This is a genomic window from Pasteurella oralis (assembly GCF_042681465.1).
GTDB lineage: Bacteria > Pseudomonadota > Gammaproteobacteria > Enterobacterales > Pasteurellaceae > Pasteurella > Pasteurella oralis.
The window spans coordinates 345,618-369,252 of sequence record NZ_JBHUFP010000025.1 but is presented as its reverse complement, the minus strand read 5'-3'; the positions used below and the strand labels follow the sequence as shown (position 1 = coordinate 369,252).

The following is a 23,635-nucleotide window of genomic DNA, read 5'->3' as shown; positions in this document are numbered from 1 at the left end:
TCCCCCATTGCTTTAGTAAGATAACAATATCATAAAACTGTTGTATATTTTTGCAACATTTTCTTGACTTCTAAACGACAACTTTTCAACCAATTTTGTTTACTTAGTGCTAATTGAGTGATGTGGCGATGTTGGCAATATGCGCTTAAGCTTGGACAATCTTGTTCGCTGGAAACAGCCATTAAACGCTGAATTGAAGGTAAGCAAGCGGACAGCGTAGTATGATAATCAGCAAATTTCTGTAAAATAGTAATATCTTGTGGCAATAATTGCCAATCTTGTGTAGATAATACAAATTCAGTTCGCAAAGGATGAAAAGAAAATGCCAAATTACGTTCAAATTGGGATTTAGCCTGCTGACAAAACTGTTCACCTTGTGCAGTTAATGGTTTTACAGCAATCACTGAATAACAACCACTACTCGCCTCTTTTTGCTCGCCTAAATTCACCAAAAAGAAACCGCACTTTTGCCAAAAATACGCTAATGCGGTGGTGTAACCAAAACTGACAGAAAGAAAATCGACTTGGCAGTCTTGTACTAAGGTATCAACAAGTTGCCTCCCTATTCCTTGCTGCTGCCATTGTGGTAACACGGCAATACGTGAAATACGCCCAGATTTCAAACGGCAAGCATCAGGCAAGTGTGCTTGAAAACAAAGGGCTTGCGCAACTAAATTACCTCTTGGTCGACGAATACCACGTTCAATTGCCCAAATCAATTGCTCATCAATAAGCCCCCCTTCCTCTACCAACCAAATCGCACCGACAAGCTGATGTGCACTTTCTGCAACATAAAATTGCTGTTTTGGTGCATCAAATAAACGCCGTAGATCAACGGTTGAAGTACGGTAATGCGCTAATGTTAACAACGCATAAAAAGGTATTATTTTTTGTTGTGTAACCAGTTGTTGTTGCGTGTAGGCTTGGTAAGTGAATGTAGTTGTCACGCTCTTTTCGAGTTGTAACAATTGATCCTCAGCTTGCAATAACAGTAACTCATCAATAAAAGCTTCTAATTTATCCTGCTTTTGCCAACGCAAAGGAGTGTGCAATTGCAAGTGTACAAAAGGACACTTAAGATTTGCTATGAATTTAAGTAAAAACCCTCGTCCAGTACCTTCATAGCTTTGCATTGTTGTGGTACATAAAACTTGTTTAAAACTTGCAGTGAGATGATTAAGTAATGGCAAAGGAATCATGGCAGCTTCATCAATTAATAACCAATGTTGTTCAAATTGCTGTGGGTTTTGTTGAATTTGAGCATAAAGTTGATCTGGCGACAGAAATTGCACATCCACATCAGCAAATTCTCGTAACACATTGACCGCATTTTTATTTGGCGCAGTCAGAATCACGGGCTGCTTTTGTTGTACTAAATATTTTGCCCATAAACCAGCTAAAGCAGATTTACCACGTCCACGTTTTGCTGTCACAATAAAAATGGGCACACTTTTTTGTATCAGCTGAGATAAAATCTGCTGTTGTTCAAAAGTAGGTACTTTATTGCTTAAATGTTGTGTATGTTGAGATATCGTTGTCTGGAGAGAAGCTAAAACAAAAGGGGGAATTGTCTGTTTGTGATAAACTGGAAACTCATATTTAGCCACTTTTTGTTGGAAAAAGCGGCTAAAATGCGGTGTTGTAATTGGTTGATCTTCACCACACCAACGTAAACTATCTTGATCAGGCTGACTCACTAAATCCTGCCAGTCAGGAAGTAAAATCAACAAGGTACCTTGCAGGGTTAAAGTACCACTTGCCACTGCTAAGGCTTCTAAATTTAGCCCTTGCCAACCATTATAAATAATTAATGAAAACTCACGACCTAGCAAATTTTTCGCTGTGTGAAAAGGAAAATGAGGAATAGAAGTAAAGTGCGGTAAACATTCACCAATCCATACCGCACTTTTTTGTTGTATTAAATGATCAATCTGATATAAACATTGCTGTACAAGTAGTGCTTCAGTACCTTGCCAAAAAACCACATGTCTGGTCATATCAATTCATGCCCATTAAAATGGTGATTTCATACGACGTTCCATTTCTTCTTGCTGATCACGAATTCGGCGTTCAATAGACTCTTGTTGTTCACGAATACGACGTTCAATCGATTTTTGTTGTTCTTGGATACGACCATGAATTGAAGTATCACGCGGCTCTTCTAATCCACGTGCACGTCTAGCTTCTTTAAATCGCTGTTGATAACGTTCTTTTAATGTACGGCAATCACGCTCACGAATATTGGTAATATCATGTTTTACTTGTTTATATTTAAACTGAAAATAGCGATAAGATTCAGGGTCATCATAAATCGTTTGCGCATTCTCTTTTCCAACAATTTTCACTAATTCTTCATATACTAAATCTTTCAATACTTGTTTTTCTAAGGCAGTTAAACGCTGATCTTGTTGTTTTCCTAATTCTGGGTCTAAACAACTATGCGTATTATTTTGTGCCAAAACGAACTTGTGCATTTGTTCAGTAGAAATTTTATATTGCGGCGTATTCACTTTTGGCTTTCTTGAAGATTCACTGTGCTCAAAAGGAGGCTCAAATTTAGGTTCATATTGAGGCTCATATTGTGGATAAGGATAATAAGCAACACATGCTGTTAAACTTAATATCGATAAGCCAATTAGTAATTTTTTAAACATTATTTCTTCCTATTTGCTCATGACGAGGGAAAATCCAATACAAGATTGCCTATTTTCCCTGATTAAATTTGGGTTTTCTTTGACCACTATTTTACAAAATGGTTTAAAAGTGCGGTCTATTTTTACAAAATTTTTATGCTTTCTCACTCAAATAAGGATCATCAAAGCCAAGAGCTTGCATAATTTCAGTTTCTAGGCTCTCCATTTCTTCTGCTTCCGCATCGTCAATATGATCATAACCCAGTAAATGTAAACTCCCATGCACAATCATATGCGCCCAATGTGCCATCAGCGCTTTACCTTGCTGCTGTGCTTCCTTTTCTACAACTTGGCGACAAATAACTAAATCGCCTAACAAGCTAAGTTCGACTTCATCTGGGCATTCAAAAGGAAAAGAAAGTACATTGGTTGGCTTATCTTTCCCCCGATAAGTTAAATTGAGCTGATGGCTTTCTGCCTCATCCACAATACGTACTGTCATTTCTAGATCAGATAATTCAGGTTGCAGTGCATGATTTGCCCATGTTTGAATTTGCGCTGCACTCGGTAAGTTTTCTGGATTTTCAGTGGCGATTTGTAAATCAATGATCACTTGTTTCATTTATGCATTCTCATTTAACGAATTTTCTGACCGCTCTTTTTCAGCAAACTCTTGGCGACGTTGCTCAGCAATTGCAGCACGACGCATTTCATCTTGAGCTTCCCAAACATCATAAGCCTGAACCACTTTTGCCACTACTGGATGGCGGACAATATCTTTACTTTCAAAATAGTTAAAACTCAGTTCTGGTACGTGTTCTAATACTTCAATAGCATGACGTAAGCCTGATTTTTGGCTACGTGGTAAGTCAATCTGCGTAATATCACCCGTAATAACTGCCTTTGAATTAAAACCGATACGCGTTAAAAACATCTTCATTTGTTCGACTGTGGTATTTTGGCTTTCATCAAGAATAATAAAGCTATCATTCAAAGTACGACCACGCATATAAGCTAAAGGCGCAATTTCAATCACATTACGCTCCATTAATTTTTGTACACGCTCAAAACCTAACATCTCAAAAAGTGCGTCATACAGGGGACGTAAATAAGGTTCAATTTTTTGCCCTAAATCACCGGGTAAAAAACCTAATTTTTCGCCTGCTTCTACTGCTGGACGAGTCAATAAAATTCGACGGACGTCCTGTTTTTCTAAAGCCTCAACCGCTGCTGCTACTGCCAAAAAAGTTTTCCCTGTCCCCGCAGGACCAATACCAAAACTGATATCATGCCGAAAAATATTATGTAAATATTGAACTTGATTCGGACCACGTGGCTTAATCAAACCACGTTTGGTTTTAATTGAAGAAGCATATACTTTGCTGCCTTCAGTATCTTCACTCTGTTGTACTAAAATACGACTTTCTTGAATAGCGATATGTACATCTTCTAAATCCAGCGCTTTAATTTGGCCACGCACAGGTGCGGTTTCTAAATACAAAACTTGAATTAATTTAGCCGCACTTTTCAGCAAAGTAGCATGATGAAGCTTATTTTCCTGCGTGTTAGCTTGAATAGTAAAAGTAAAATTACGACGTAAAATTGTTAAGTTCAATGATTTTTCAATCAGTTGTAAATTACCTTCATATGCCCCACACAATGCTTGCAAACGCGCATTATCCTGTGGCTCCAGTGTAAATATTTCAGTGAGTAAATCGCTCAAAGCTAAACCTCAAAATAAAATTTAAAATTGTCTGTATTGTAAAGAGATTAGCCCGAATTTGCTAGGTGAGATTGCAACAAGGATAAATAGAAAGAGATTTTATCTTGACAAAGAAAAATAAAGGCAAGCTTCTCTGCTTGCCTTCACTTATCACATTATAGCAATCAAAATTTGCTTATTTTACACGTGAAACGTATTCACCAGAACGTGTATCAACTTTGATAACTTCGCCAATTTGAACGAATAAAGGGACTTTGACTACTGCGCCCGTACTTAATGTTGCAGGTTTACCACCTGTACCCGCAGTATCACCTTTCAAGCCTGGGTCAGTATCGACAATTTCTAATTCTACAAAGTTTGGTGGTGTAATTGAGATAGGAGAACCATTCCATAATGTCACGATACAATCTGCTTGGTCTAATAACCATTTTTCTGCATCACCAACGGCTTTCGCATCAGCTGAATATTGTTCAAATGTTTCTGGATGCATGAAATACCAGAATGCATCATCTTTGTATGAGTAAGTTAAGTTTAAGTCCATTACATCAGCAGCTTCAACTGAAGTGCCAGATTTGAAGTTCACATCCAATACTTTGCCAGAAATTAATTTACGGATACGCGTGCGAGTGAATGCCTGACCTTTTCCAGGTTTAACAAATTCATTTTCAACGATCACGCAAGGTTCGCCATCTTGCATAAATTTTAGACCTGGTTTGAAATCACTGGTAGTATATGTAGCCATATTATCCTCAAGTTATAAAGAGATTGTTTTCAAAAGTGCACATTTTAACTCAAAATATAGCAATTAGAGAAGAACAAAGTTGGACAGATCATCTAGCAAATGCCATTTCCGATCCGAAAATATTATTAAAAACACTCAATTTACCCATTACCTCTTTTGAAAAAGATATTGAAGCACGCCGCCTATTTGCTATGCGAGTGCCATTGCCTTTTGTCGCTAAAATGGAAAAAGGCAACCCGAAAGATCCTCTTTTCCTACAAGTGATGACTGCCAATGATGAGTTTTTGCAAGTAGAAGGCTTTATACAAGATCCTCTGCAAGAACAGAATGCGGTTATACCTAGCGTTTTACACAAATATCGTAACCGTTTGTTATTAATGGTTAAAGGCGGCTGTGCTGTAAATTGTCGATACTGTTTCCGCCGCCATTTTCCTTACGCTGATAACAAAGGTAATAAAGCAAACTGGCAAAAAGCATTAGAGTATATTTCTACTCGTCCAGAAATTGAAGAAGTGATTTTTTCTGGTGGCGATCCTTTAATGGCAAAGGATCATGAATTAGCCTGGTTAATAAAAAAGCTAGAAAACATACCGCACTTACAACGTCTGCGCATTCATACACGCTTGCCTGTTGTAATTCCACAACGCATTACAGATGCACTCTGTCACATGTTAGCAAACTGTCGTTTACAAAGTGTCATGGTGACACATATCAACCATCCAAATGAAATTGACCAACAGTTAACACAAGCAATAATTAAACTAAAACAAGTTGGTGTGGTCTTATTAAACCAAGCAGTGTTACTTAAAGGGATCAATGACAATGCTGATACTTTAAAACAATTAGGTGATAAACTGTTTACTGCTAATATTCTGCCTTATTATTTACATTTACTAGATAAAGTAGAAGGCGCAAGCCATTTTTATATTGATGATAAACAAGCAATAAAAATTTACAAAGAATTACAAAGTATCACTTCAGGCTATTTGGTACCGAAATTAGCCCGTGAAATTGCGAAAGAGCCAAATAAAACCCTTTATACAGCATAGGAAAATCAATAAATATCCTTTAGAATAAACCAAATTTTGACCGCACTTTAAAGTGTATATAAGTTAAGCTATTTAGAATTGAGGTACTATCGTGGATTCAGAAAAACAAAAGCCAGAGGTTGAACATAATCCAGCACAGAATGAGTTGGATTTAGAGTTTAACCAAGTTGAGCCAATTACACCGAAAAAAGTGATTAAACCAGAGCCATCAATTTTTGATAAAGCAAAAAGTTTATTTGCTAAAAAGGAGCAAGCAGAATCTCAATTTAGTGCACGTAAAGAACCTACATTCAGTGAAGCAGCAATAGCTAATACTGAAAATGATACTCAAGAAACAACAGCAGACGTTCAGTATGAACAACCCGAAGCAACATCTGTTGCTGTTGCAACGAAAATCAACTGGAAAAATCCAGAAACTTGGCCAATGTTACAAGTATTACCACAACAACACCGTCGTTTATTTGTCACATTATTAGCCCTCATTTTATTACTGATTATTTTCTTTGCCTTAAAACCAAGCTCTGAAACAGTCCAATCATTTGAACAACAAAATAGTAATGCGGTACCAATTCAATTCCAGCCTTTAGATAAGCAGCAAGCACTTGAAAATTCAATTTTGGATGATTTAAAGAAACCGCAAAAGATAAACGAGCCAACGACTATGCCTGTTGAACGTGTACAAAATGATACGACATTAAATAATATGTCAACAGCGCCAGATATAGCCGTGCCACCGACAACAATACAATCTACTGAAACTGAGCAACCTAAAATTGAACAGCCTATTGAAATAAAACCTCAACCAGTAAAACAACCAGTGGAACCACAAAAAGTTGTTGAGAAAGTACAGGCAGTTGAAAAGCCGAAAGTGGTGGAAAAAGCAAAAGTTATTGAACAAACTAAACCAGTAGAAAAAATAAAACCCCTTGAAAAAGTAAAGGCTGAAAAGAAAGCCGCACCTGTTGTTGATGCTGAACCAGCTAAATCAAATAAAGGGAAAACGCTAACCATTCCACAAGGCGTGAGTTTAATGCAAGTTTTTCGCAATCATAATTTAAATATTGCAGATGTAAACGCCATGACAAAAGCAGCTGGAGCAGGTAATGCCTTAAGCAGCTTTAAAGCAGGTGATAAAGTGCAAGTTGCAGTAAATGCACAAGGGCGAGTCACTGAACTTCGCTTAGAAAATGGTGCAAGATTTATTCGCCAAGCAGATGGTAGTTATCTTTATAAAAAATAAGGACATGTAAAAAAGCCTGTGTAATCACAGGCTTTCTCTTGTGTAGTCAAAAATTCACTTTATAACCGTTCTTTTTCACCACCAAAATCATCAAGTAAATTCTCAATCAATTGGCTTAACACCCCTGTCATCAACACAAAATCAGCATCAAAACGTTGCGCATAATCTTCTTTTAAAATATCATCATTTTTCTCACGAATTTGATCCGCAAACTTTAAGCGCTTCAAAGTACCGTCTTCATTTAACACAAAACTGAGATGTTCTTCCCAAGCCAAAGACAATTTAGTGACAAGTTTACCTGCTGCTAATAATGATTGAATTTCTTCTGAATCTAAATTTTGCTGCTTACAACGAATAATCCCAGTATCGCTACTGCCAGTTAACTCCGCTTCTTCTAAAGGTATCAACCATTGTGGCGTACTATCATGACTGATCCAATCTGTCATAATTAAACTAGGTTCATTAGCAAAAGCTAACGGCACGACAGGTAAAGAACCGAGTGATTTGCGTAATAATGCCAATGTATCTTCTGCGCGTTTACTTGATGCACAATCCACATAAATCAAATTATTCTCTGTATCAATCCATAATGCGGTTTGTTGATTTTTACTAAATGCGCGCGGCAATAATCCAGCGATAACATCATCTTGCAACGTTTGTTTTTCCACTTTCTTTAATTTGCGATTTTCTTTTTGTTCTAACTGAGTCACACGCTGTTCAAGTTCAGCATTGACTACCTGAGCTGGCAAGATTTTTTCTTCTTTATGCGCGACCAATAAGAGTTGTTTGCCAACTGAAAAATATAACAATTCACTGCCTCGTAAAGGGTTTGTCCAGCCAAATTTACTCATATCTGATTGCTGGCAAGGATGATATTCACATCGTTGTAATTGATTTTGTAGTAATTCAGCTGACCAATCCAAATCTTTAGTTAAACGATAAATCATGGCGTTTTTAAACCAAAACATAGTTTGTTCCTTCTTTTTTTCAGGTAGAATAGGCAAATTCTGTGTCGCATTCGCGACAATATCCCTCATATTGTAACGTAGTTCGAGATAAAATATGCAAACTAAATCCATTTGCTTTATTGGTGGCGGAAATATGGCGCAAGCGATTATTTTCGGTTTACTCAAACAAGGCTATCCTGCGGCACAAATTACGGTTTGTGATCCTAACACTGACAAACTGACGCTATTTGCCCAAAAAGGTATTCAAGTAGTTGAAAGTACAGAAATAAGCAATCAAACTGCGGTCAGAAAATCAGAAGTTTTATTGCTTGCCGTCAAACCACAAGTACTCGCCGATGTTTGTCACAGTTTAAGTGCGGTCAATTTTACCCCAAAATTGGTGATCTCCATTGCAGCGGGTATCTCGCAGGCAAGGTTAAGTCAGCTTTTACCTTCAGCTCAACATATTGTTCGAGTGATGCCTAATACACCAGCACTCGTTTCAGAAGGGATGTCAGGCTTATTTGCGCCTACCAATTTACCTATTGAACTCAAAAATTTTGCACAAGATTTATTAGCTGCGGTAGGTAAAACTTGTTGGGTGGCAGATGAAGATCAAATGCATGCAATTACAGCAGGTTCAGGAAGCAGTCCTGCCTATTTTTTCTTATTCATGGAGGCAATGCAAAAAGCCTTGTTAGCGATGAATTTAGATGAAACTACTGCGCGTTTATTAGTACAGCAGTCAGCATTAGGAGCAGCAAAAATGGTGGTAGAAAATCCAGAACTTACCATTTCCACCCTACGTGAAAACGTCACCTCCAAAGGAGGCACAACCGCTGCTGCACTCGCTATATTTAATCAACAAAATTTACAACAAACTGTTCAACAAGCCATGCATGCTTGTGTCGAACGCTCTCAACAAATGGAAAAATTGTTTTAATGAAAATTTCAGCATTTAACTGGCTTGCTTTAAGCTTTTTCGGCTATTTTTGTGCTTACGGTGTGTTTGTCCCTTTCTTTCCCGTGTGGTTAAAATCCCAATCTTATGGAGAAGAATTAATCGGATTAGTTATCGCTAGTTCTTATGTCTTTCGTTTTATTGGTGGTATTTTCTTTTCCAGCCTGCTTAAAAAAGCTTCTCAACTGATCTACGCTTTACGCTATTTAGCTTGGATAAGCTGCCTGATTGTCTTCAGCATGAGTTTCATTGCAGAAAGCTTTTGGTTACTCTTTATCGCTATCGCCTTATTTGCGATGGTCAATGCTGCAGGTATGCCGCTGAGCGATACGCTTGCAAGTGTGTGGCAACAGCAAATCTATTTAGACTATGGTAAAGCCCGCTTGATCGGTTCTCTTGCTTTTGTCGTCGGCGTTGTGGTGTTTGGTTATGTTATTGGTACATTAGGAGAAAGCAGTATTGTATGGATTTTAACCGCACTTTTAATGATTTACGCTACTATGCAAATGACAATCCCAACCCCCATGCCTGAAGATCAACAAAGTGCGGTAGGAAATCAGGTTAGCTTTAAACACTTATTACAAAACAAAACGACACTGCGTTTACTTATCGCTATCTCATTAATTCAAGGGTCACATGCTACTTACTATGCCTATAGTGTCTTATATTGGACGAGCTTAGGGATTTCTGTACAAACAACCAGCTTATTGTGGGGATTAAGTGTGATCGCAGAAATGTTGTTATTCTTTTTCTCAACCAAACTCTTTCGTACTTGGAAAGTTAGTTCGTTATTTTATTTATCCGCCATCGCTACTGTAATACGCTGGGGAGCACTCAGTGTAGCAGAAGAAATAATGTCATTAGCCCTCATTCAAACATTACATAGTCTCACTTATGCAGTAAGCCACTATGCCATCATTCGCTACTTCACTACACAACCTATTTCACATATTGCCAAGCTCCAAGGCTTATATAATGGTATTTCCGGTTGTGGCGCAGTCGCACTCCTCACTGCGCTTTCAGGTGTGTTATATCCTATTTCTCCTACCATCACTTTTCTTGTTATGATGGCTTTTGCGGCACTCGCTTTAGTTGCTATTCCACGTAAAGTAGATGCATTTTTGCTTAAAAGGTGCTAACTATGAAAGATAGCGCGTTAATTGAACTCTTTCTGAATGAAGTGTGGATAGAAAAACATTTATCTGAAAATACAGTGCAATCTTATCGTTTAGATTTGACTGCACTATCAAAATGGCTGGAAAAACATAACTTAACGCTACTGAATTTAGATGCAATAGATTTACAAACTTTTTTAGGAGAACGTTTAACACAAGGTTATAAAGCAACCAGTACAGCTCGCTTATTAAGTGCAATGCGTAAATTATTTCAATATTTGTATCGAGAAAAATATCGTGCTGATGATCCTAGCGCAGTATTAAGCTCACCCAAACTGCCTACTCGCTTGCCTAAGTATTTAACTGAACAGCAAGTAACAACTCTATTAAATTCACCTGATGTAGAAATTCCATTAGAATTACGAGATAAAGCAATGATGGAATTATTATATGCGACAGGACTACGTGTTACCGAATTAGTTTCACTGACTATCGAAAACATAGATATTAATCAAGGCATTGTACGTGTCATCGGTAAAGGTAATAAAGAACGCATAGTGCCTATCGGAGAAGAAGCAACTTATTGGATCCGACAATTTATGCTTTATGGTCGTCCATTTTTACTTAATGGACAAAGTTCAGATGTGGTTTTCCCAAGTAAAAGAGCAGTACAAATGACTCGCCAAACTTTTTGGCATCGGATTAAACATTACGCACTACTTGCAGAAATTGATATAGCTAGCTTATCACCACATGTACTTCGCCATGCATTTGCTACCCATTTAGTGAATCATGGCGCAGATTTACGTGTAGTACAAATGCTTTTAGGTCATAGCGATCTTTCTACTACTCAAATTTATACTCATGTTGCGAAAGAACGCTTAAAGCATTTACATCAACGCTATCATCCAAGAGGATAAAAATAAAAAAACTGCATCAAGAAGATGCAGTTTTACTAATTTATTATCGTTTAAAAAGAATCTTTTAAACGTTCATCAGCGCGGCGCGCCTCACCTTTATGTTGTAATTTATTTAACTGACGCTCTAACTTTTCTTCGACTTCATTAACTGCTTTATACATATCATCTGACTCAGCTTTCGCAAACAAGTCACCTAATGGCGTGCCAATTGATGCTTCAACAGAGAAGCCTTTGGGGATTTTGTTTAAAATAAAGTGGGGATTGATTAATTGAGTTTGCCATTTTCCTAATTTAGCAAGTCTATCTTCGACATGAGCACGGATTGCAGGGGTGATTTCCATTTGTTTGCTTGTGATATTTAGAGTCATAGCATTTACCTCTCTGTTGAAAAGGGGACTTAATGTCCCTTGTGATTAATAATCCTTAACTACAACATAGTCCCCTTGTCATCAGTTTTCAAGTTTTTTTGCTGAATTTTTTTGGAAAAGTTCAAAAGTATGATCTAGATAGAAAAATTATCATTTAATACTAGATTATTAAAAGAAAGTTGCTATGATTGAGAAGATTCTATTTTGATATCCCCTCAATCTTTTTGCTTATATTTCAATCAATTAAAAATTAAGCTAACTCATCTGCATCAGCTTTATTCATTTTTAAACGATCAAAATAATCTTTTGTTTCACTGACGATGACGTGACGCAATCCAATCAATGCAATTAAATTTGGAAATGCCATCAAGCCATTTACAATATCTGCTAAAATCCAAATTAAATCGAGATGAATAAAAGCCCCACAACCGACTAATACAATGAAGACAAAACGATACAACTTGATACCTCGGGTACCTACAAGATAAACAAAGCAGCGTTCACCATAATAGCACCAGCCTAAAATTGTAGTAAATGCAAAAAATAACAAGCCAACAGTCACAATCGTACCGCCTAAATTAGAACTTAAACCTTCAGTAAAAGCATAGTTTGTCAAGGCAGCACCTGCCATATCTGTCGATTGCCAAGCACCGGTAATCACCAATACGATTCCAGTCATCGAACAAACGATAATAGTATCTAAAAAAGTCCCAGTCATCGAAATCAATCCCTGACGCACAGGTTCTTTAGTTTGTGCAGCTGCCGCAGCAATTGGCGCACTACCTAAACCTGATTCATTAGAGAATATCCCACGAGCTACTCCAGACTGAATAGCTTTCATTACGGTATAACCTAACGCACCACCTAATGCGGCACTTGGATTAAAAGCACTATGAATAATTAGCCCAACAGCTTGTGGCACTAATTGCCAGTTGATTAATAAAATAATGATAGATGTCGCCACATAAAGCACCGCCATAAAAGGCACAATATAGGAGGATACAATTGCAATCCGTCGCACTCCACCAAGGATAATCAACGCAACCAGCGCAGTAATAATCGATGCCGTTAATGGAATAGGTACACTAAATGTATCTTGCATTGCGTGGGTAATTGCATTAACTTGAGGAAAAGTCCCAATCCCAAAGAATGCTACTAAAATACCAAAAAGCGCAAAGAGCTTTGCTAACCACTTAATACCTAAGCCACGCTCAATGTAATACATAGGTCCACCAGCCATAAAGCCTTGCTTATCACGTACTCGATATTTTACCGCTAATAAGCATTCAGCATATTTTGTTGCCATCCCCAATAATGCGACTAACCACATCCAAAACACGGCACCAGGACCACCAGCTTGCACAGCAGTGGCAACTCCAACAATATTCCCCGTACCGATAGTTGCAGCTAATGCGGTACATAGTGCAGCAAAAGAAGAAACATCGCCTTTCTTACCTGTACCTTTTTCTTTTTTGAATAAATAAGATAATGCACGTGGCAGATGAATAAATTGAATGAAACTTAAACGAAAAGTTAAATACAGCCCTGTTCCTGAAAGCAAAATCAATAAGGGCGGTCCCCAAACAAAGCTGTTGACTGATGATAAAATTGATTCTAATGACATTAAAAGATCCTCGTAAAAAATAACGAATTACAAGGAGGCAAAAGCATTTTGCGGAAGAGTTAAAATAGAATGACACACAAAAAATGTATGTAAAACATCAAACCGAATAGTCTTGTTGCCCCTGTCCTTTTGCCTGAGCGTTTGAAAAAACGGAAAAAACTGACCGCTCTTTTTGCGCCTTCGGCGGCCGTTTTATATTTTTTAATTTAATATAACGGCTCTCTCCAAGGGTTCGTCCAGTAACAGTCCCTGCTTATTATCAGCGCCTGAAAGATTTTACCTCGTCGGCGTAGGGTCAATTCCCTACTCTCCAGCTACCTTCATCCGAACTTACTTTTGTTGAATTTTTCAAAAAAAGTGAGTTAAATTTTAGCAGATAAAATGCAAAAAACAAGAAGTGTAATGTTAGTTTAAAAATAGAGAAAAGCAGATCTTTTAAACCTGCTTTAAATGGAATTATCGATTATCACGTTGCCATTTTTTTACTATATAGCTACATGTTGGGATAAGATGAAGCTGATTTTGATCAACAAAACGAACTAATGCTTGATATAACTGTTCTGCCACACCTTGTCCACGTAAAGTTGGAGAAACATAAGTATGATTAGCGTTAATCGTTTTCTCATCTATAAAAAAATAAGTAAGTTGTGCTGCTTTATTACCCATTTTATCTAACAAGAAAAACTCACCTTCACAATAAGTTTGTTGATGCTGAATTTGCATTAATGCGCTCTCCAATCTTCAGATTCTTCATTCATGGCAAAATCTGCTGTTTCACAAGGAATAGATTTTTCTTCTGCAGCCCATTCACCTAAATCAATCAATTGACAACGTTTACTACAAAAAGGACGATACGGGCTTTTCTCTGACCACTCCACTGCTTTTTGGCAAATTGGACAAGGTACATTAAAAATTTCTGACATATATTTTTCACCACTTTCTTTACGCTTTAGCTAAAGCTAAATATTGATGATGTAATTCTAACACCTTTTGTTTCAGAGCAACTAATGTTTGCGATAAATCTCCATCATTATTGATCACATCATCAGCAAAACTTAATCGTGTATAACGATCGACTTGTGCATGAATAATTTGCTGAATTAATTCAATCTGATTGCCATCACGTTGACTAGTACGTTGTAATTGAGTTTCAAGCTTTACATCAACAACCAGTACACGCTGACATAGCTCTGTTAAATTATTCTCAATTAACAAAGGTACAACCCAAAGAACATAAGGATAAGTTTGGGCATAGAGTTGCCTTAACATCTCCTGTCTAATAGCAGGATGAAGCAAGTTATTTAACCATATCTTTTCTTCTGGTTGTTGGAAAATTCGTGTTCTTAATTGTGCACGATCTAATTCACCATTATCGAGTAAAATTTGTTCTCCAAAATGTGTCACAATCTGTGCCAATAATGGCGAGCCTTTCTGTACAACTTGCCTTGCTACTATATCCGCATCAATGACAGGTACACCCAGTTCAATAAATAAATTCGCAACTGTACTTTTACCGCTTCCAATCCCACCTGTGAGTCCAACAATATAAGTCATCTATTTTCCTTATCTTATTAAAACAGGCTGATCATACTTTCGTGCTTCCAATTAAGCAATATCATGACTATATCCGCTAAACAGAGAAAAGGTGCAAAGGGAAGTTGACAGTACGCCTGTTTATAGAATTTTGCGAAAAATGCATATCCCATCGCACAGCAACAAGCAATCAAAACTAATAAAGGCAATTGTGACCAATGTAAGACGGAACTAAGTCCTAACATCAACCAATAATCTCCTCTGCCTAATGCTTCTCTTGCATAAACCCATTTAGCCAATAGATAAATCACATAAAATGCCATAAAGCCACTGAATGCACTTTGCAGACTCTGCTCAAGTGTAATAGTACTGATGCTAGCCCATGCTGCCCCAAGCCCTAGAACGAACAATGCTTGACACAAAGGTAACGAAATCAATTGATAATACCAATCCGTCAATGAAATACAAATTAAGAGGCTAATATAACAGGCCATAAACAAGGCTTGATATAGTGGGTTAAACACACAATAGCAGATAATGAACACAGCAGCAAAGTAGATGAAAAAAGAGAAAAAATGACCGCACTTTATTGGGGAGAGTGTTGATGATAGCGACATAGTTTCTGGTATGTTAGGCGCAAATATTGCACGATATGCTTGATAAATTTCTTGTGCAACCCAATACGCAAAATGCGATAAATAATAACGTACTGCTAATCCCACCATGCCACCAAGTAAGATAAAAAGCAACAGATTCATTGCATCACTGCTCCCATACTAAAAATAGGTAAATACATACCAAGCATAATTAATCCAATTAAACTACCAATGAGCAACATCAGCAAAGGCTCTAGCATCTGAGCAAGCAAATCCAATTGATGTTCTAACTGCTGCTGATAGTTATCAGCAATATAATCTAACATAGCAACAAATTTGCCACTTTTCTCACTGACTTGTAACATCTGTTGCACTGAATCTGGAAATAGCGTGGTACTAATAGAATCAGAGAATGTATTTCCATAGGAAATTTGCTGCAAAACCGACCGCACTTCATTCACTAACACAAAGTCATATTGCAATGTTCTCTCTCTCTGCCAACTTTGTTGTTTGGGTAAAAAACAATCTAATGCTTGAGTTAACGGAACCCCTGCGGCCAACATCAAATGTAAATGACGGCAAAAATGTACCAAACGGTTAAGCTGAGTTATTTTATTCAAGTATGGAATCCGTTGAATCAATTTTACTTTTTGCCGATTCAACCAGAGAGAATGTTTTGATTGCAAGTGAATTAATAGGATGAGTAAGCTCAATATCAGCATTATCTGTAAAAAATACCTCTGTAATCCCGTGGATAAACTTAATAATAGGGAAGTGAAAACAGGTAAAGGTTGTTCAGCATATATTTCTGCAAACTGTGGCACAACGAATAGTAATAACAAAGTCGTTAAAATCACGGAAATACTTAATACCACAACAGGATAAAATAAGATTTTCTGTACTCTACGCTGTAATGCTAATGCCTTTTTACGTTGTTCAGCAATTTGTTGGCATATTTGTGGCAATTTTCCTGTCATTTCACCAATATAGATCAATTGCCGTTCTTGAGTTGTCACATGATTACCTGCATGTTGTAAAGCAACTGATAATGAAATACCATTCTCCAAGCTCTTTAATAAATTCACTACCCATTGATTTAATTGAATATTAAGGCAATTTTGCTGCAATATTTGCAAACTGGTTTTTAATGGCAAAGCTGATTGTAAAAGAAAAGCAAATTGACTCCAAAGCTCACAAATCTCACTATTTTTAGGTTTAGTCGAAAGCTGCCAATCTTGTTGTAATCTAAGTTGCTGGAAACCACGAGTAATTAATCGTTGTTTTGCGATAGCTTCTGTTTCAGCAACAATCATGCCTTTTTGTGTTTGTTTTAAACGATTAATCCCGTGCCAACGAAACAGTTTTAACTTACTCATTTATCCCCCAAGACACGCAGGACTTCTTTTTCATCCGTAATACCTAAACGGACTTTATCTATCGCACTTTCTCTTAATGTATTGAAATCAAGTACAAAATTGCCGTTCTGATCTTTTTGCAGAAATTGATACACACCACTCCGCCCAGCATAACCTTGATAGCAATTGCAATTAGTTTGCGGCTTTTCTACGCACTCAATACAACACTTGCGTACTAAACGCTGTGCAATAACAAGTAACAAACTGTGTTCAATTTCATGTTGCTGAATCCCAAGCTGCTGTAAGCGAGAAAGGGCTGATTTCGCATCATTGGTATGTAGTGTAGAAAGGACTAAATGACCTGTTTGTGCAGCACGTAACGCCATGATTGCTGTTTCTTCATCACGAATTTCACCTAGCATGATAATATCAGGATCCTGACGTAAAAAAGTGCGTAATAGACGACTAAAATCAAGCCCTATTTGAGGGTTAATTTGCGTTTGGATAATTCCCTCAAGCTCAATCTCAATTGGATCTTCCGCACTTAAAATATGCTTTTCTATACTATTTAACCAATTTAGCGCGGTATAAAGTGAAATACTTTTGCCACTTCCTGTTGGTCCTGTAACTAAAATCAATCCTTGTGGCTGCTTAAGCGCACGCTGAAAAGATTGTTGTTGAAATTCATTCATGCCTAAAGCAGAAAAAGTGAGATTAACGGGCTTATTATGCTGCAAGCGTAATACGGCTTTTTCGCCCCAATGGGTTGCTAATGTAGAAAGACGTAAATCAAGTACATCAGAAAACGCCGTTTTAAATTGAAAACGCCCATCTTGTGGCAAACGTGTTTCACTAATATCGAGTTTTGCGAGCAATTTAAGACGAGTGATTAATCGATTAGCCAATGACAATGCTAATGGTGGTTGTAGCTGCAATACACCATCTACACGAAAGCGTAACTGTAATACATTCGATTGTGGTTCAAAATGAATATCAGAAGCTTTTTGCTGTAATGCGCGCTCAAAAATTTGATTTAACAATTGAATAATAGGTTCATCTAATTGTGTTTCAACATCCGTTTGTTGTAGCGTTTGATAACAAATTTTTGGACTTTCTTCTATAGACGAGTGTTGCGGTAATAACTGCTGTAACGTATTTTTTAGTTCCTGAGTTGCCAACAATATTGGTTCAACAATTTTACCAGACAAAAAAGCAAAGGTTTCACAAGCTGATAAATTAGTCAGTGAATCCACACCAAGCCAAAGCGTTTTCTCATCCTCTTGCAAAGGTAATGCAAAATAGCGTAGTAATATCTTTTGCTGTTGCTGATTTCTCTGCCATAAACAAGGAGGGATCTCAATCAATTCACCACTTAATGTAGTGACAAGTAATGAAGGCATATCAACTCGCATTATGCACAAAACCCTGCTGGAAATAAGGCAACATGTTCACCACAAGTTGCCTGCCACGTTACACCTTGAACAGCATCGCCCGAAGCAGTTAATGTATAACTCACCCCAGCCAAACTGTTCTGTCCAGTTACAGTGATCACGCCAGATTTCACATTTAATGATTTTAAATATTTTTTACCTGCATTAATCTCTGCCGCAATACCATGGCTACCCGCATTACAACTAGCAATGTTATTCGTATTATAAATACATAACTCGACCTCAGCGCGATAGGGGGCGGCAGCTTGCAATAATTCAGCTATGGCAGCTTTTTTAGTATAATTTTGATAAGAAGGGATTGCGACAGTCGCTAAAATGGCCACAATGGCGACCACAATCATTAACTCAATTAAAGTAAATCCCTTTTGAATAGTAAGAAAAATGTATCGTTGCATAAGAAATTCCTTTTGTTAAAAATGGGCTGGGATACAGCCCTAAAATATGAATATTGCTAAACGGACTAAGAATGAATTTAGCCAATAAAGTCTGTCACAAAAGGAAAAATAGAAAAAAATTGACCGCACTTTTTCTCGATCTTGATCGCAAAATGAGTATGTTATGATGAAAAAATTACAAAAAAACATCCAACAAGGGTGGTTAAATAGTGTCAAAAGAATCCCCTCACCACACTTTGATCAACGCCCTGATCCACAGGATATCTCTCTGTTAATTATTCATTATATTAGTCTGCCGCCAGAACAATTTGGTGGGCAATATATTGATGATTTTTTCCAAGGCAAACTTGATCCTAAGCAACATCCCTATTTTGCAGAAATTTATCAAATGCGAGTATCTGCCCATTGTTTGATAGATCGTCAAGGTAATATTACGCAATATGTCAGTTTTAGTGATCGTGCTTGGCATGCTGGAATTTCAGAATTTCAAGGGAGAGCGAAATGTAATGATTTTGCGATTGGTATTGAGCTTGAAGGAAGTAATCTACAGCCTTTTACTTCTCAACAATACAATGCTCTCGTGACACTCACACAACAAATTATGCAAGCTTATCCACTGATTACAATAGAGCGAATTGTTGGACATTGTGATGTATCACCAGGTCGAAAAGTAGATCCTGGTCAATATTTTGATTGGCAAAGTTATCGTGCAGCACTAGAAAAATGCTCAAAAAGCAAACAAGTCAATAATCAGGATTAAGTCTAGTCTATACACTAAGGGATAACTTAATATCTCTTTGATTTTAAATAAAATATTATAAATTAAAGATAAACATTAATTAATCAATTTGAGTTATTAAAACGAATTCATGGATTCAGCCACAATTTTATCCACAGAAAAAGTGAATAACTCATCATCTTAAAAAAGCAGTAAAATAGTCTGCTATTCTGCTGAAAAAAATGTATTTTCGAACATCAATTTAAGCCCTAAAAAACAAGCGATTAAAATGTCAAGTATCAGCTTGATTAAAAAGTGAAAGCTCATGAGACTAAATAACATAACCGTAGGATCTATATCATGTTTTTTCTCACAAATTTTCTGTTATTTTGTGGTTATATAGTAGTTATAAACAACGTTGTCCACAGCTGGCAAATAATGTGCATATGTAAGAAAGAATTGGTGTGTCTCACAAAATGAGAATAAAGCCTAGACCTACTTGGATTAGCAGTTGAGAAAAGAACGATTATATGAAACAATCGACAGATTATTTTATAATGAATTAAATAGATATTTTTTAAGGTGAAGGCTGGTGATCGATTTCGATGGCTACCGTCCAAATGTGGGTATCGTCATTTGCAATAGTAAAGGACAGGTACTCTGGGCAAAAAGGTACGGACAAAATTCTTGGCAATTTCCTCAAGGCGGCATTAATGATAATGAAAGTGCCGAGCAAGCCATGTATCGAGAATTATTTGAGGAAGTTGGTTTATCACCCAAAGATGTTAAGATTTTATATGCTTCCAAACATTGGTTGCGTTATAAATTACCTAAGCGCTTGTTACGCCATGACAGTAAACCAATGTGTATTGGGCAAAAACAACGTTGGTTCTTACTGCAACTAGTTTCCGATGAAAAAAATATTGATATACAATCCAGCAAATCACCTGAATTTGATGGGTGGCGTTGGGTCAGTTTTTGGTATCCAGTACGTCAAGTCGTCGCTTTCAAAAAAGAAGTCTATCGTAAAGCAATGAAAGAATTTGCCGCTGTCCTATTTGACACAAATAAAGACTATAATTTCTTGAGTAGCAAGCCTGAAACTGATGTAAAACAAATTCATTCAGCTAAAAAATCCTCATTTTCGTCTAAAAATTCTAAAAGACAACATCATAAATATAGGGGTTGATTATGCTCACCTTTTTTCTTATATGTCTGGCAGTTGGTGCATTTGCTGGCTTTTTAGCTGGCTTATTTGGTATTGGAGGTGGCTTAATTATTGTGCCCATTCTTGTTTACCTCATGCCTAAATATATCGGTGTACCAGATTCAATGCTAATGGCATGTGCACTAGGTACCTCTTTTGCCACCATTGTGATTACAGGTTTTTCTTCTGCACAACGGCATCATAAGTTAGGTAATGTGGTATGGGATGTCGTAAAAATTCTTGCTCCAGTTATCATGATTTCAACCTTTATTTCAGGCTTTTTTATCAGTTACTTACCGAAAGACATTTCAGCCAAATTGTTTGCTTGTTTAGTTGTCTACCTTTCAATCAAAATGTTCTTATCAGTTAAACCAAACTCTGTCACTAAAGCGCTCACTAAAACATCTACTATCATTGCAGGTATTTTAATTGGCATGGCATCCAGTGCAGCAGGTATTGGTGGTGGTGGTTTTATTGTACCCTTTTTAAACTCAAGAGGCATTGATATGAAAAAAGCGATTGGCTCTTCTGCTGTTTGTGGCAGTTTATTAGCTATTGCTGGAATGCTTAGTTTTATGATCGCAGGCTGGGGAGCGGAAGGATTACCTGATTATTTTGTCGGTTATGTTTACTTACCTGCCCTATTGGGTATCACGCTCACTTCTGTTTTCACCTCCAAAATTGGTGCCACAGTGACGACTATGCTACCTGTGCCTATCTTGAAAAAAGCCTTTGCGGTACTGCTACTTATTCTTGCAATAAATATGATTTTTAAATAAAGGAATGCTATGCAATCAAATTATTTATCTTTTCCACAGTTTGATCCTGTGATTTTTGAACTCGGTCCTATCGGTTTACGCTGGTATGGTTTAATGTATCTTATTGGCTTTATTTTTGCGCGTTGGCTCGCTGTACGTCGTGCTAATCAGCCCCATAGTGGCTGGACAACAGAACAAGTTGATAACTTATTATTTAATGGTTTCATGGGGGTCTTTTTAGGTGGCCGCATTGGTTATGTCTTCTTCTACCAATTGGACTATTTCCTCCAAGATCCTGCTTATTTATTGCGTGTATGGGAAGGTGGGATGTCATTCCATGGTGGATTAATTGGGGTTATTTTATCTATGCTCATCACAGCAAAAATACAAAAGCGTGGGTTTTGGCATACTGCGGATTTTGTTGCTCCATTAATTCCTTTTGGTTTAGGAATGGGCAGAATCGGTAACTTTATTAATGATGAACTTTGGGGCCGTGTTACTGATGTTTCGTGGGCAGTGCTATTCCCATCAGGTGGTTATTTACCTCGTCACCCTTCCCAATTGTATGAAGCATTTCTAGAAGGTTTAGTTTTATTCTTCATTTTAAATTGGTTTATACAAAAACCGCGTCCAACAGGCTCAGTTGCGGGGTTATTCTTATTTTTCTATGGGTTATTCCGCTTTATTGTTGAATTTTTCCGCGAGCCTGACGCTCAGCTTGGCTTGTATTTTGGTCAGCAAATTTCGATGGGACAAATTCTTTCTATGCCGATGATCATCATTGGTGCAGTCATTGTTATGCTTGCCTACAAAAGTGCGGTCAAAAAAGGAGAAATTTCATGAAACACTATTTAGCACTCTGCCAACGTATCGTTGATGAAGGTGTCTGGGTTGAAAATGCGCGTACAGGTAAACGTTGTCTAACTGTCATTGATGCAGATCTGACTTATGATGTTGCCAATAATCAGTTCCCATTAATTACAACGCGAAAAAGTTACTGGAAAGCTGCTATCGCAGAATTTTTAGGCTATATCCGTGGTTATGACAATGCTGCAGATTTTCGCAAGCTTGGTACAAAAACATGGGATGCAAATGCCAATGAAAATGAAGCTTGGTTAAATAATCCACATCGTAAAGGCACAGATGATATGGGACGTGTTTATGGCGTACAAGGACGCGCATGGCGTAAACCAAATGGGGAAACGATTGACCAACTACGTAAAATTGTGAATAACTTGAGCAAAGGCGTTGATGATCGCGGCGAAATCATGACCTTTTTCAATCCAGGTGAATTTGATCTCGGTTGCTTACGCCCTTGTATGCATACTCACACTTTCTCACTTTTAGGTGATACGCTTTATCTTACCAGTTATCAACGTTCTTGTGACGTACCTCTGGGGTTAAATTTCAATCAAATCCAAGTATTCACTTTCTTAGCATTAATGGCACAAATTACTGGTAAAAAAGCAGGTAAAGCCTATCACAAGATTATTAATGCACATATTTATGAAGATCAGCTCGAGCTGATGAAAAATGTACAATTAAAACGGGAGCCACTGCCACTGCCAAAATTAGAAATTAATCCAGATATCAAAACGTTAGAAGACTTAGAAACTTGGGTCACTATGGATGATTTCAAAGTTATTGGCTATCAATGCCATGACCCAATTAAATATCCCTTCTCTGTTTAATCAAAGTTAGAGGTAAAAGTGCGGTCAGAGTTAGACAAGAAATGGATGCAACATGCCTTGACATTGGCAGATAACGCCGAAGCCTTAGGCGAAATTCCTGTAGGTGCCGTCTTAGTTGATGATGAGGACAATATTATTGGTGAAGGGTGGAATTTATCGATCACCGATTCTGACCCCACCGCTCACGCAGAAATCGTTGCGTTACGGCAAGGCGGTAAAAGCTTACAGAACTACCGCTTACTTAACACCACTCTTTATGTCACCCTCGAACCTTGTACAATGTGTGCGGGTGCAATTTTACATAGTCGTATCAAACGGCTAGTTTTTGGTGCTTCTGATTACAAAACAGGTGCTGTTGGTTCCCGCTTTCATTTTTTTGATGATTATAAAATGAATCACAGTATTGAAATTACCAGCGGCGTGCTACAAGAAGAATGTAGCCAAAAACTCAGTACTTTTTTCCAAAAACGTAGAGAGCAGAAAAAAGTGATTAAACAAAAGAATAACATTGAAAAATGAAGTTCAGTTTCTCGTTTCTGTCTTCCAAAATTTGTTTAAAATTAACCGCACTTTTATGGAAAAGAGTCTATTCTTTTATTTTACCTGCAC

The 23,635-nt window shown here is 37.4% G+C and carries 26 protein-coding genes and 1 riboswitch; of the genes, 11 read left to right on the top strand and 15 right to left on the bottom strand.

The window, feature by feature from the left end; all coding sequences use genetic code 11:
* Positions 1-29: 29 nt before the first annotated feature.
* The 5 genes from ACFSAV_RS11070 to efp form a co-directional block, all read right to left on the bottom strand.
* Positions 30-1,997, bottom strand: a complete 1,968-nt coding sequence (locus ACFSAV_RS11070) for a tRNA(Met) cytidine acetyltransferase TmcA (RefSeq protein WP_379099635.1) — start codon at positions 1,995-1,997, stop codon at positions 30-32.
* A gap of 15 nt (positions 1,998-2,012) precedes the next feature.
* Complete coding sequence (locus tag ACFSAV_RS11065; protein WP_379099632.1) at positions 2,013-2,654, bottom strand: DUF5358 family protein; 642 nt, start codon at positions 2,652-2,654, stop codon at positions 2,013-2,015.
* A gap of 133 nt (positions 2,655-2,787) precedes the next feature.
* A complete protein-coding gene (gene ybeY / locus ACFSAV_RS11060) occupies positions 2,788-3,255 on the bottom strand; it encodes an rRNA maturation RNase YbeY (RefSeq protein ID WP_379099629.1) in 468 nt (155 codons plus the stop codon).
* Complete coding sequence (locus tag ACFSAV_RS11055; protein ID WP_379099626.1) at positions 3,256-4,356, bottom strand: PhoH family protein; 1,101 nt, start codon at positions 4,354-4,356, stop codon at positions 3,256-3,258.
* Between the two features lie 175 nt (positions 4,357-4,531).
* Positions 4,532-5,098, bottom strand: a complete 567-nt coding sequence (efp, locus tag ACFSAV_RS11050; RefSeq protein ID WP_049216457.1) for an elongation factor P — start codon at positions 5,096-5,098, stop codon at positions 4,532-4,534.
* Positions 5,099-5,133: 35 nt separating this feature from the next.
* Between efp and epmB the strand changes: the two genes are divergently transcribed.
* Together epmB and ACFSAV_RS11040 are read left to right on the top strand one after the other, a co-directional pair.
* Positions 5,134-6,147, top strand: a complete 1,014-nt coding sequence (gene epmB / locus ACFSAV_RS11045) for an EF-P beta-lysylation protein EpmB (protein WP_101775421.1) — start codon at positions 5,134-5,136, stop codon at positions 6,145-6,147.
* A 91-nt stretch (positions 6,148-6,238) separates the two neighbouring features.
* Positions 6,239-7,387 carry a LysM-like peptidoglycan-binding domain-containing protein gene (locus tag ACFSAV_RS11040; RefSeq protein WP_379099623.1) on the top strand — a complete coding sequence of 383 codons (1,149 nt, stop codon included), beginning with the start codon at positions 6,239-6,241 and terminating at the stop codon, positions 7,385-7,387.
* A 59-nt stretch (positions 7,388-7,446) separates the two neighbouring features.
* On the opposite strand, the gene rdgC is transcribed toward ACFSAV_RS11040, so the two are convergent.
* On the bottom strand, positions 7,447-8,355 hold the full coding sequence (gene rdgC, locus ACFSAV_RS11035) for a recombination-associated protein RdgC (protein ID WP_379099621.1): 909 nt from the start codon (positions 8,353-8,355) through the stop codon (positions 7,447-7,449).
* Positions 8,356-8,449: 94 nt separating this feature from the next.
* Between rdgC and proC the strand changes: the two genes are divergently transcribed.
* Genes proC through xerD form a run of 3 tightly spaced genes read left to right on the top strand, consistent with a single transcriptional unit; the run spans position 8,450 to position 11,330 of the window.
* Entirely contained in the window at positions 8,450-9,277 is an 828-nt protein-coding gene (proC, locus tag ACFSAV_RS11030) for a pyrroline-5-carboxylate reductase (protein ID WP_379099618.1), read from the top strand.
* Positions 9,277-10,434, top strand: a complete 1,158-nt coding sequence (locus ACFSAV_RS11025) for a 3-phenylpropionate MFS transporter (RefSeq protein WP_379099615.1) — start codon at positions 9,277-9,279, stop codon at positions 10,432-10,434. The genes proC and ACFSAV_RS11025 overlap by 1 nt, the downstream gene beginning before the upstream one ends.
* A gap of 2 nt (positions 10,435-10,436) precedes the next feature.
* A complete protein-coding gene (gene xerD, locus ACFSAV_RS11020; RefSeq protein WP_101775416.1) occupies positions 10,437-11,330 on the top strand; it encodes a site-specific tyrosine recombinase XerD in 894 nt (297 codons plus the stop codon).
* A gap of 50 nt (positions 11,331-11,380) precedes the next feature.
* Here xerD and raiA read toward each other — a convergent pair whose 3' ends face one another.
* The 9 genes from raiA to ppdD all read right to left on the bottom strand — a co-directional run bounded on the left by raiA (position 11,381) and on the right by ppdD (position 18,652).
* Positions 11,381-11,698, bottom strand: coding sequence for a ribosome-associated translation inhibitor RaiA (gene raiA, locus ACFSAV_RS11015; RefSeq protein ID WP_049216463.1), 318 nt, complete (start codon positions 11,696-11,698; stop codon positions 11,381-11,383).
* 250 nt (positions 11,699-11,948) lie between these two features.
* Positions 11,949-13,322, bottom strand: a complete 1,374-nt coding sequence (locus ACFSAV_RS11010) for an alanine/glycine:cation symporter family protein (RefSeq protein WP_379099610.1) — start codon at positions 13,320-13,322, stop codon at positions 11,949-11,951.
* 111 nt (positions 13,323-13,433) lie between these two features.
* Positions 13,434-13,560, bottom strand: a riboswitch (glycine riboswitch).
* A 218-nt stretch (positions 13,561-13,778) separates the two neighbouring features.
* Positions 13,779-14,045: a GNAT family N-acetyltransferase gene (locus ACFSAV_RS11005; RefSeq protein WP_101775414.1), complete on the bottom strand. Its 267-nt coding sequence runs from the start codon at positions 14,043-14,045 to the stop codon at positions 13,779-13,781.
* A complete protein-coding gene (gene yacG / locus ACFSAV_RS11000) occupies positions 14,045-14,245 on the bottom strand; it encodes a DNA gyrase inhibitor YacG (RefSeq protein ID WP_101775413.1) in 201 nt (66 codons plus the stop codon). Before yacG ends, ACFSAV_RS11005 begins: the two co-directional genes overlap by 1 nt.
* Before the next feature lie 19 nt (positions 14,246-14,264).
* Positions 14,265-14,876 (bottom strand): dephospho-CoA kinase, encoded by a 612-nt coding sequence (coaE, locus tag ACFSAV_RS10995; protein WP_379099606.1) that lies wholly within the window; start codon positions 14,874-14,876, stop codon positions 14,265-14,267.
* Positions 14,877-14,893: 17 nt separating this feature from the next.
* Complete coding sequence (locus ACFSAV_RS10990; RefSeq protein ID WP_379099604.1) at positions 14,894-15,613, bottom strand: prepilin peptidase; 720 nt, start codon at positions 15,611-15,613, stop codon at positions 14,894-14,896.
* Positions 15,610-16,827: a type II secretion system F family protein gene (locus ACFSAV_RS10985; RefSeq protein WP_379099601.1), complete on the bottom strand. Its 1,218-nt coding sequence runs from the start codon at positions 16,825-16,827 to the stop codon at positions 15,610-15,612. The genes ACFSAV_RS10990 and ACFSAV_RS10985 overlap by 4 nt, the downstream gene beginning before the upstream one ends.
* Positions 16,824-18,206, bottom strand: a complete 1,383-nt coding sequence (locus ACFSAV_RS10980; RefSeq protein ID WP_379099598.1) for a GspE/PulE family protein — start codon at positions 18,204-18,206, stop codon at positions 16,824-16,826. Before ACFSAV_RS10980 ends, ACFSAV_RS10985 begins: the two co-directional genes overlap by 4 nt.
* 11 nt (positions 18,207-18,217) lie before the next feature.
* Complete coding sequence (gene ppdD, locus ACFSAV_RS10975; RefSeq protein WP_101775408.1) at positions 18,218-18,652, bottom strand: prepilin peptidase-dependent pilin; 435 nt, start codon at positions 18,650-18,652, stop codon at positions 18,218-18,220.
* A 166-nt stretch (positions 18,653-18,818) separates the two neighbouring features.
* On the opposite strand from ppdD, the gene ampD reads away from it, so the two are divergent.
* The 6 genes from ampD to tadA all read left to right on the top strand — a co-directional run bounded on the left by ampD (position 18,819) and on the right by tadA (position 23,545).
* Entirely contained in the window at positions 18,819-19,412 is a 594-nt protein-coding gene (gene ampD / locus ACFSAV_RS10970; RefSeq protein ID WP_465263159.1) for a 1,6-anhydro-N-acetylmuramyl-L-alanine amidase AmpD, read from the top strand.
* A 550-nt stretch (positions 19,413-19,962) separates the two neighbouring features.
* Positions 19,963-20,559, top strand: a complete 597-nt coding sequence (gene rppH / locus ACFSAV_RS10965; RefSeq protein WP_101775406.1) for an RNA pyrophosphohydrolase — start codon at positions 19,963-19,965, stop codon at positions 20,557-20,559.
* Positions 20,560-20,561: 2 nt separating this feature from the next.
* Positions 20,562-21,356: a sulfite exporter TauE/SafE family protein gene (locus ACFSAV_RS10960; protein WP_379099594.1), complete on the top strand. Its 795-nt coding sequence runs from the start codon at positions 20,562-20,564 to the stop codon at positions 21,354-21,356.
* Positions 21,357-21,365: 9 nt separating this feature from the next.
* Positions 21,366-22,178 carry a prolipoprotein diacylglyceryl transferase gene (gene lgt / locus ACFSAV_RS10955; protein WP_379099592.1) on the top strand — a complete coding sequence of 271 codons (813 nt, stop codon included), beginning with the start codon at positions 21,366-21,368 and terminating at the stop codon, positions 22,176-22,178.
* Positions 22,175-23,026, top strand: a complete 852-nt coding sequence (locus tag ACFSAV_RS10950; protein ID WP_101775403.1) for a thymidylate synthase — start codon at positions 22,175-22,177, stop codon at positions 23,024-23,026. The genes lgt and ACFSAV_RS10950 overlap by 4 nt, the downstream gene beginning before the upstream one ends.
* 18 nt (positions 23,027-23,044) lie before the next feature.
* Positions 23,045-23,545, top strand: a complete 501-nt coding sequence (gene tadA / locus ACFSAV_RS10945) for a tRNA adenosine(34) deaminase TadA (RefSeq protein ID WP_101775402.1) — start codon at positions 23,045-23,047, stop codon at positions 23,543-23,545.
* Positions 23,546-23,635 lie beyond the last annotated feature (90 nt).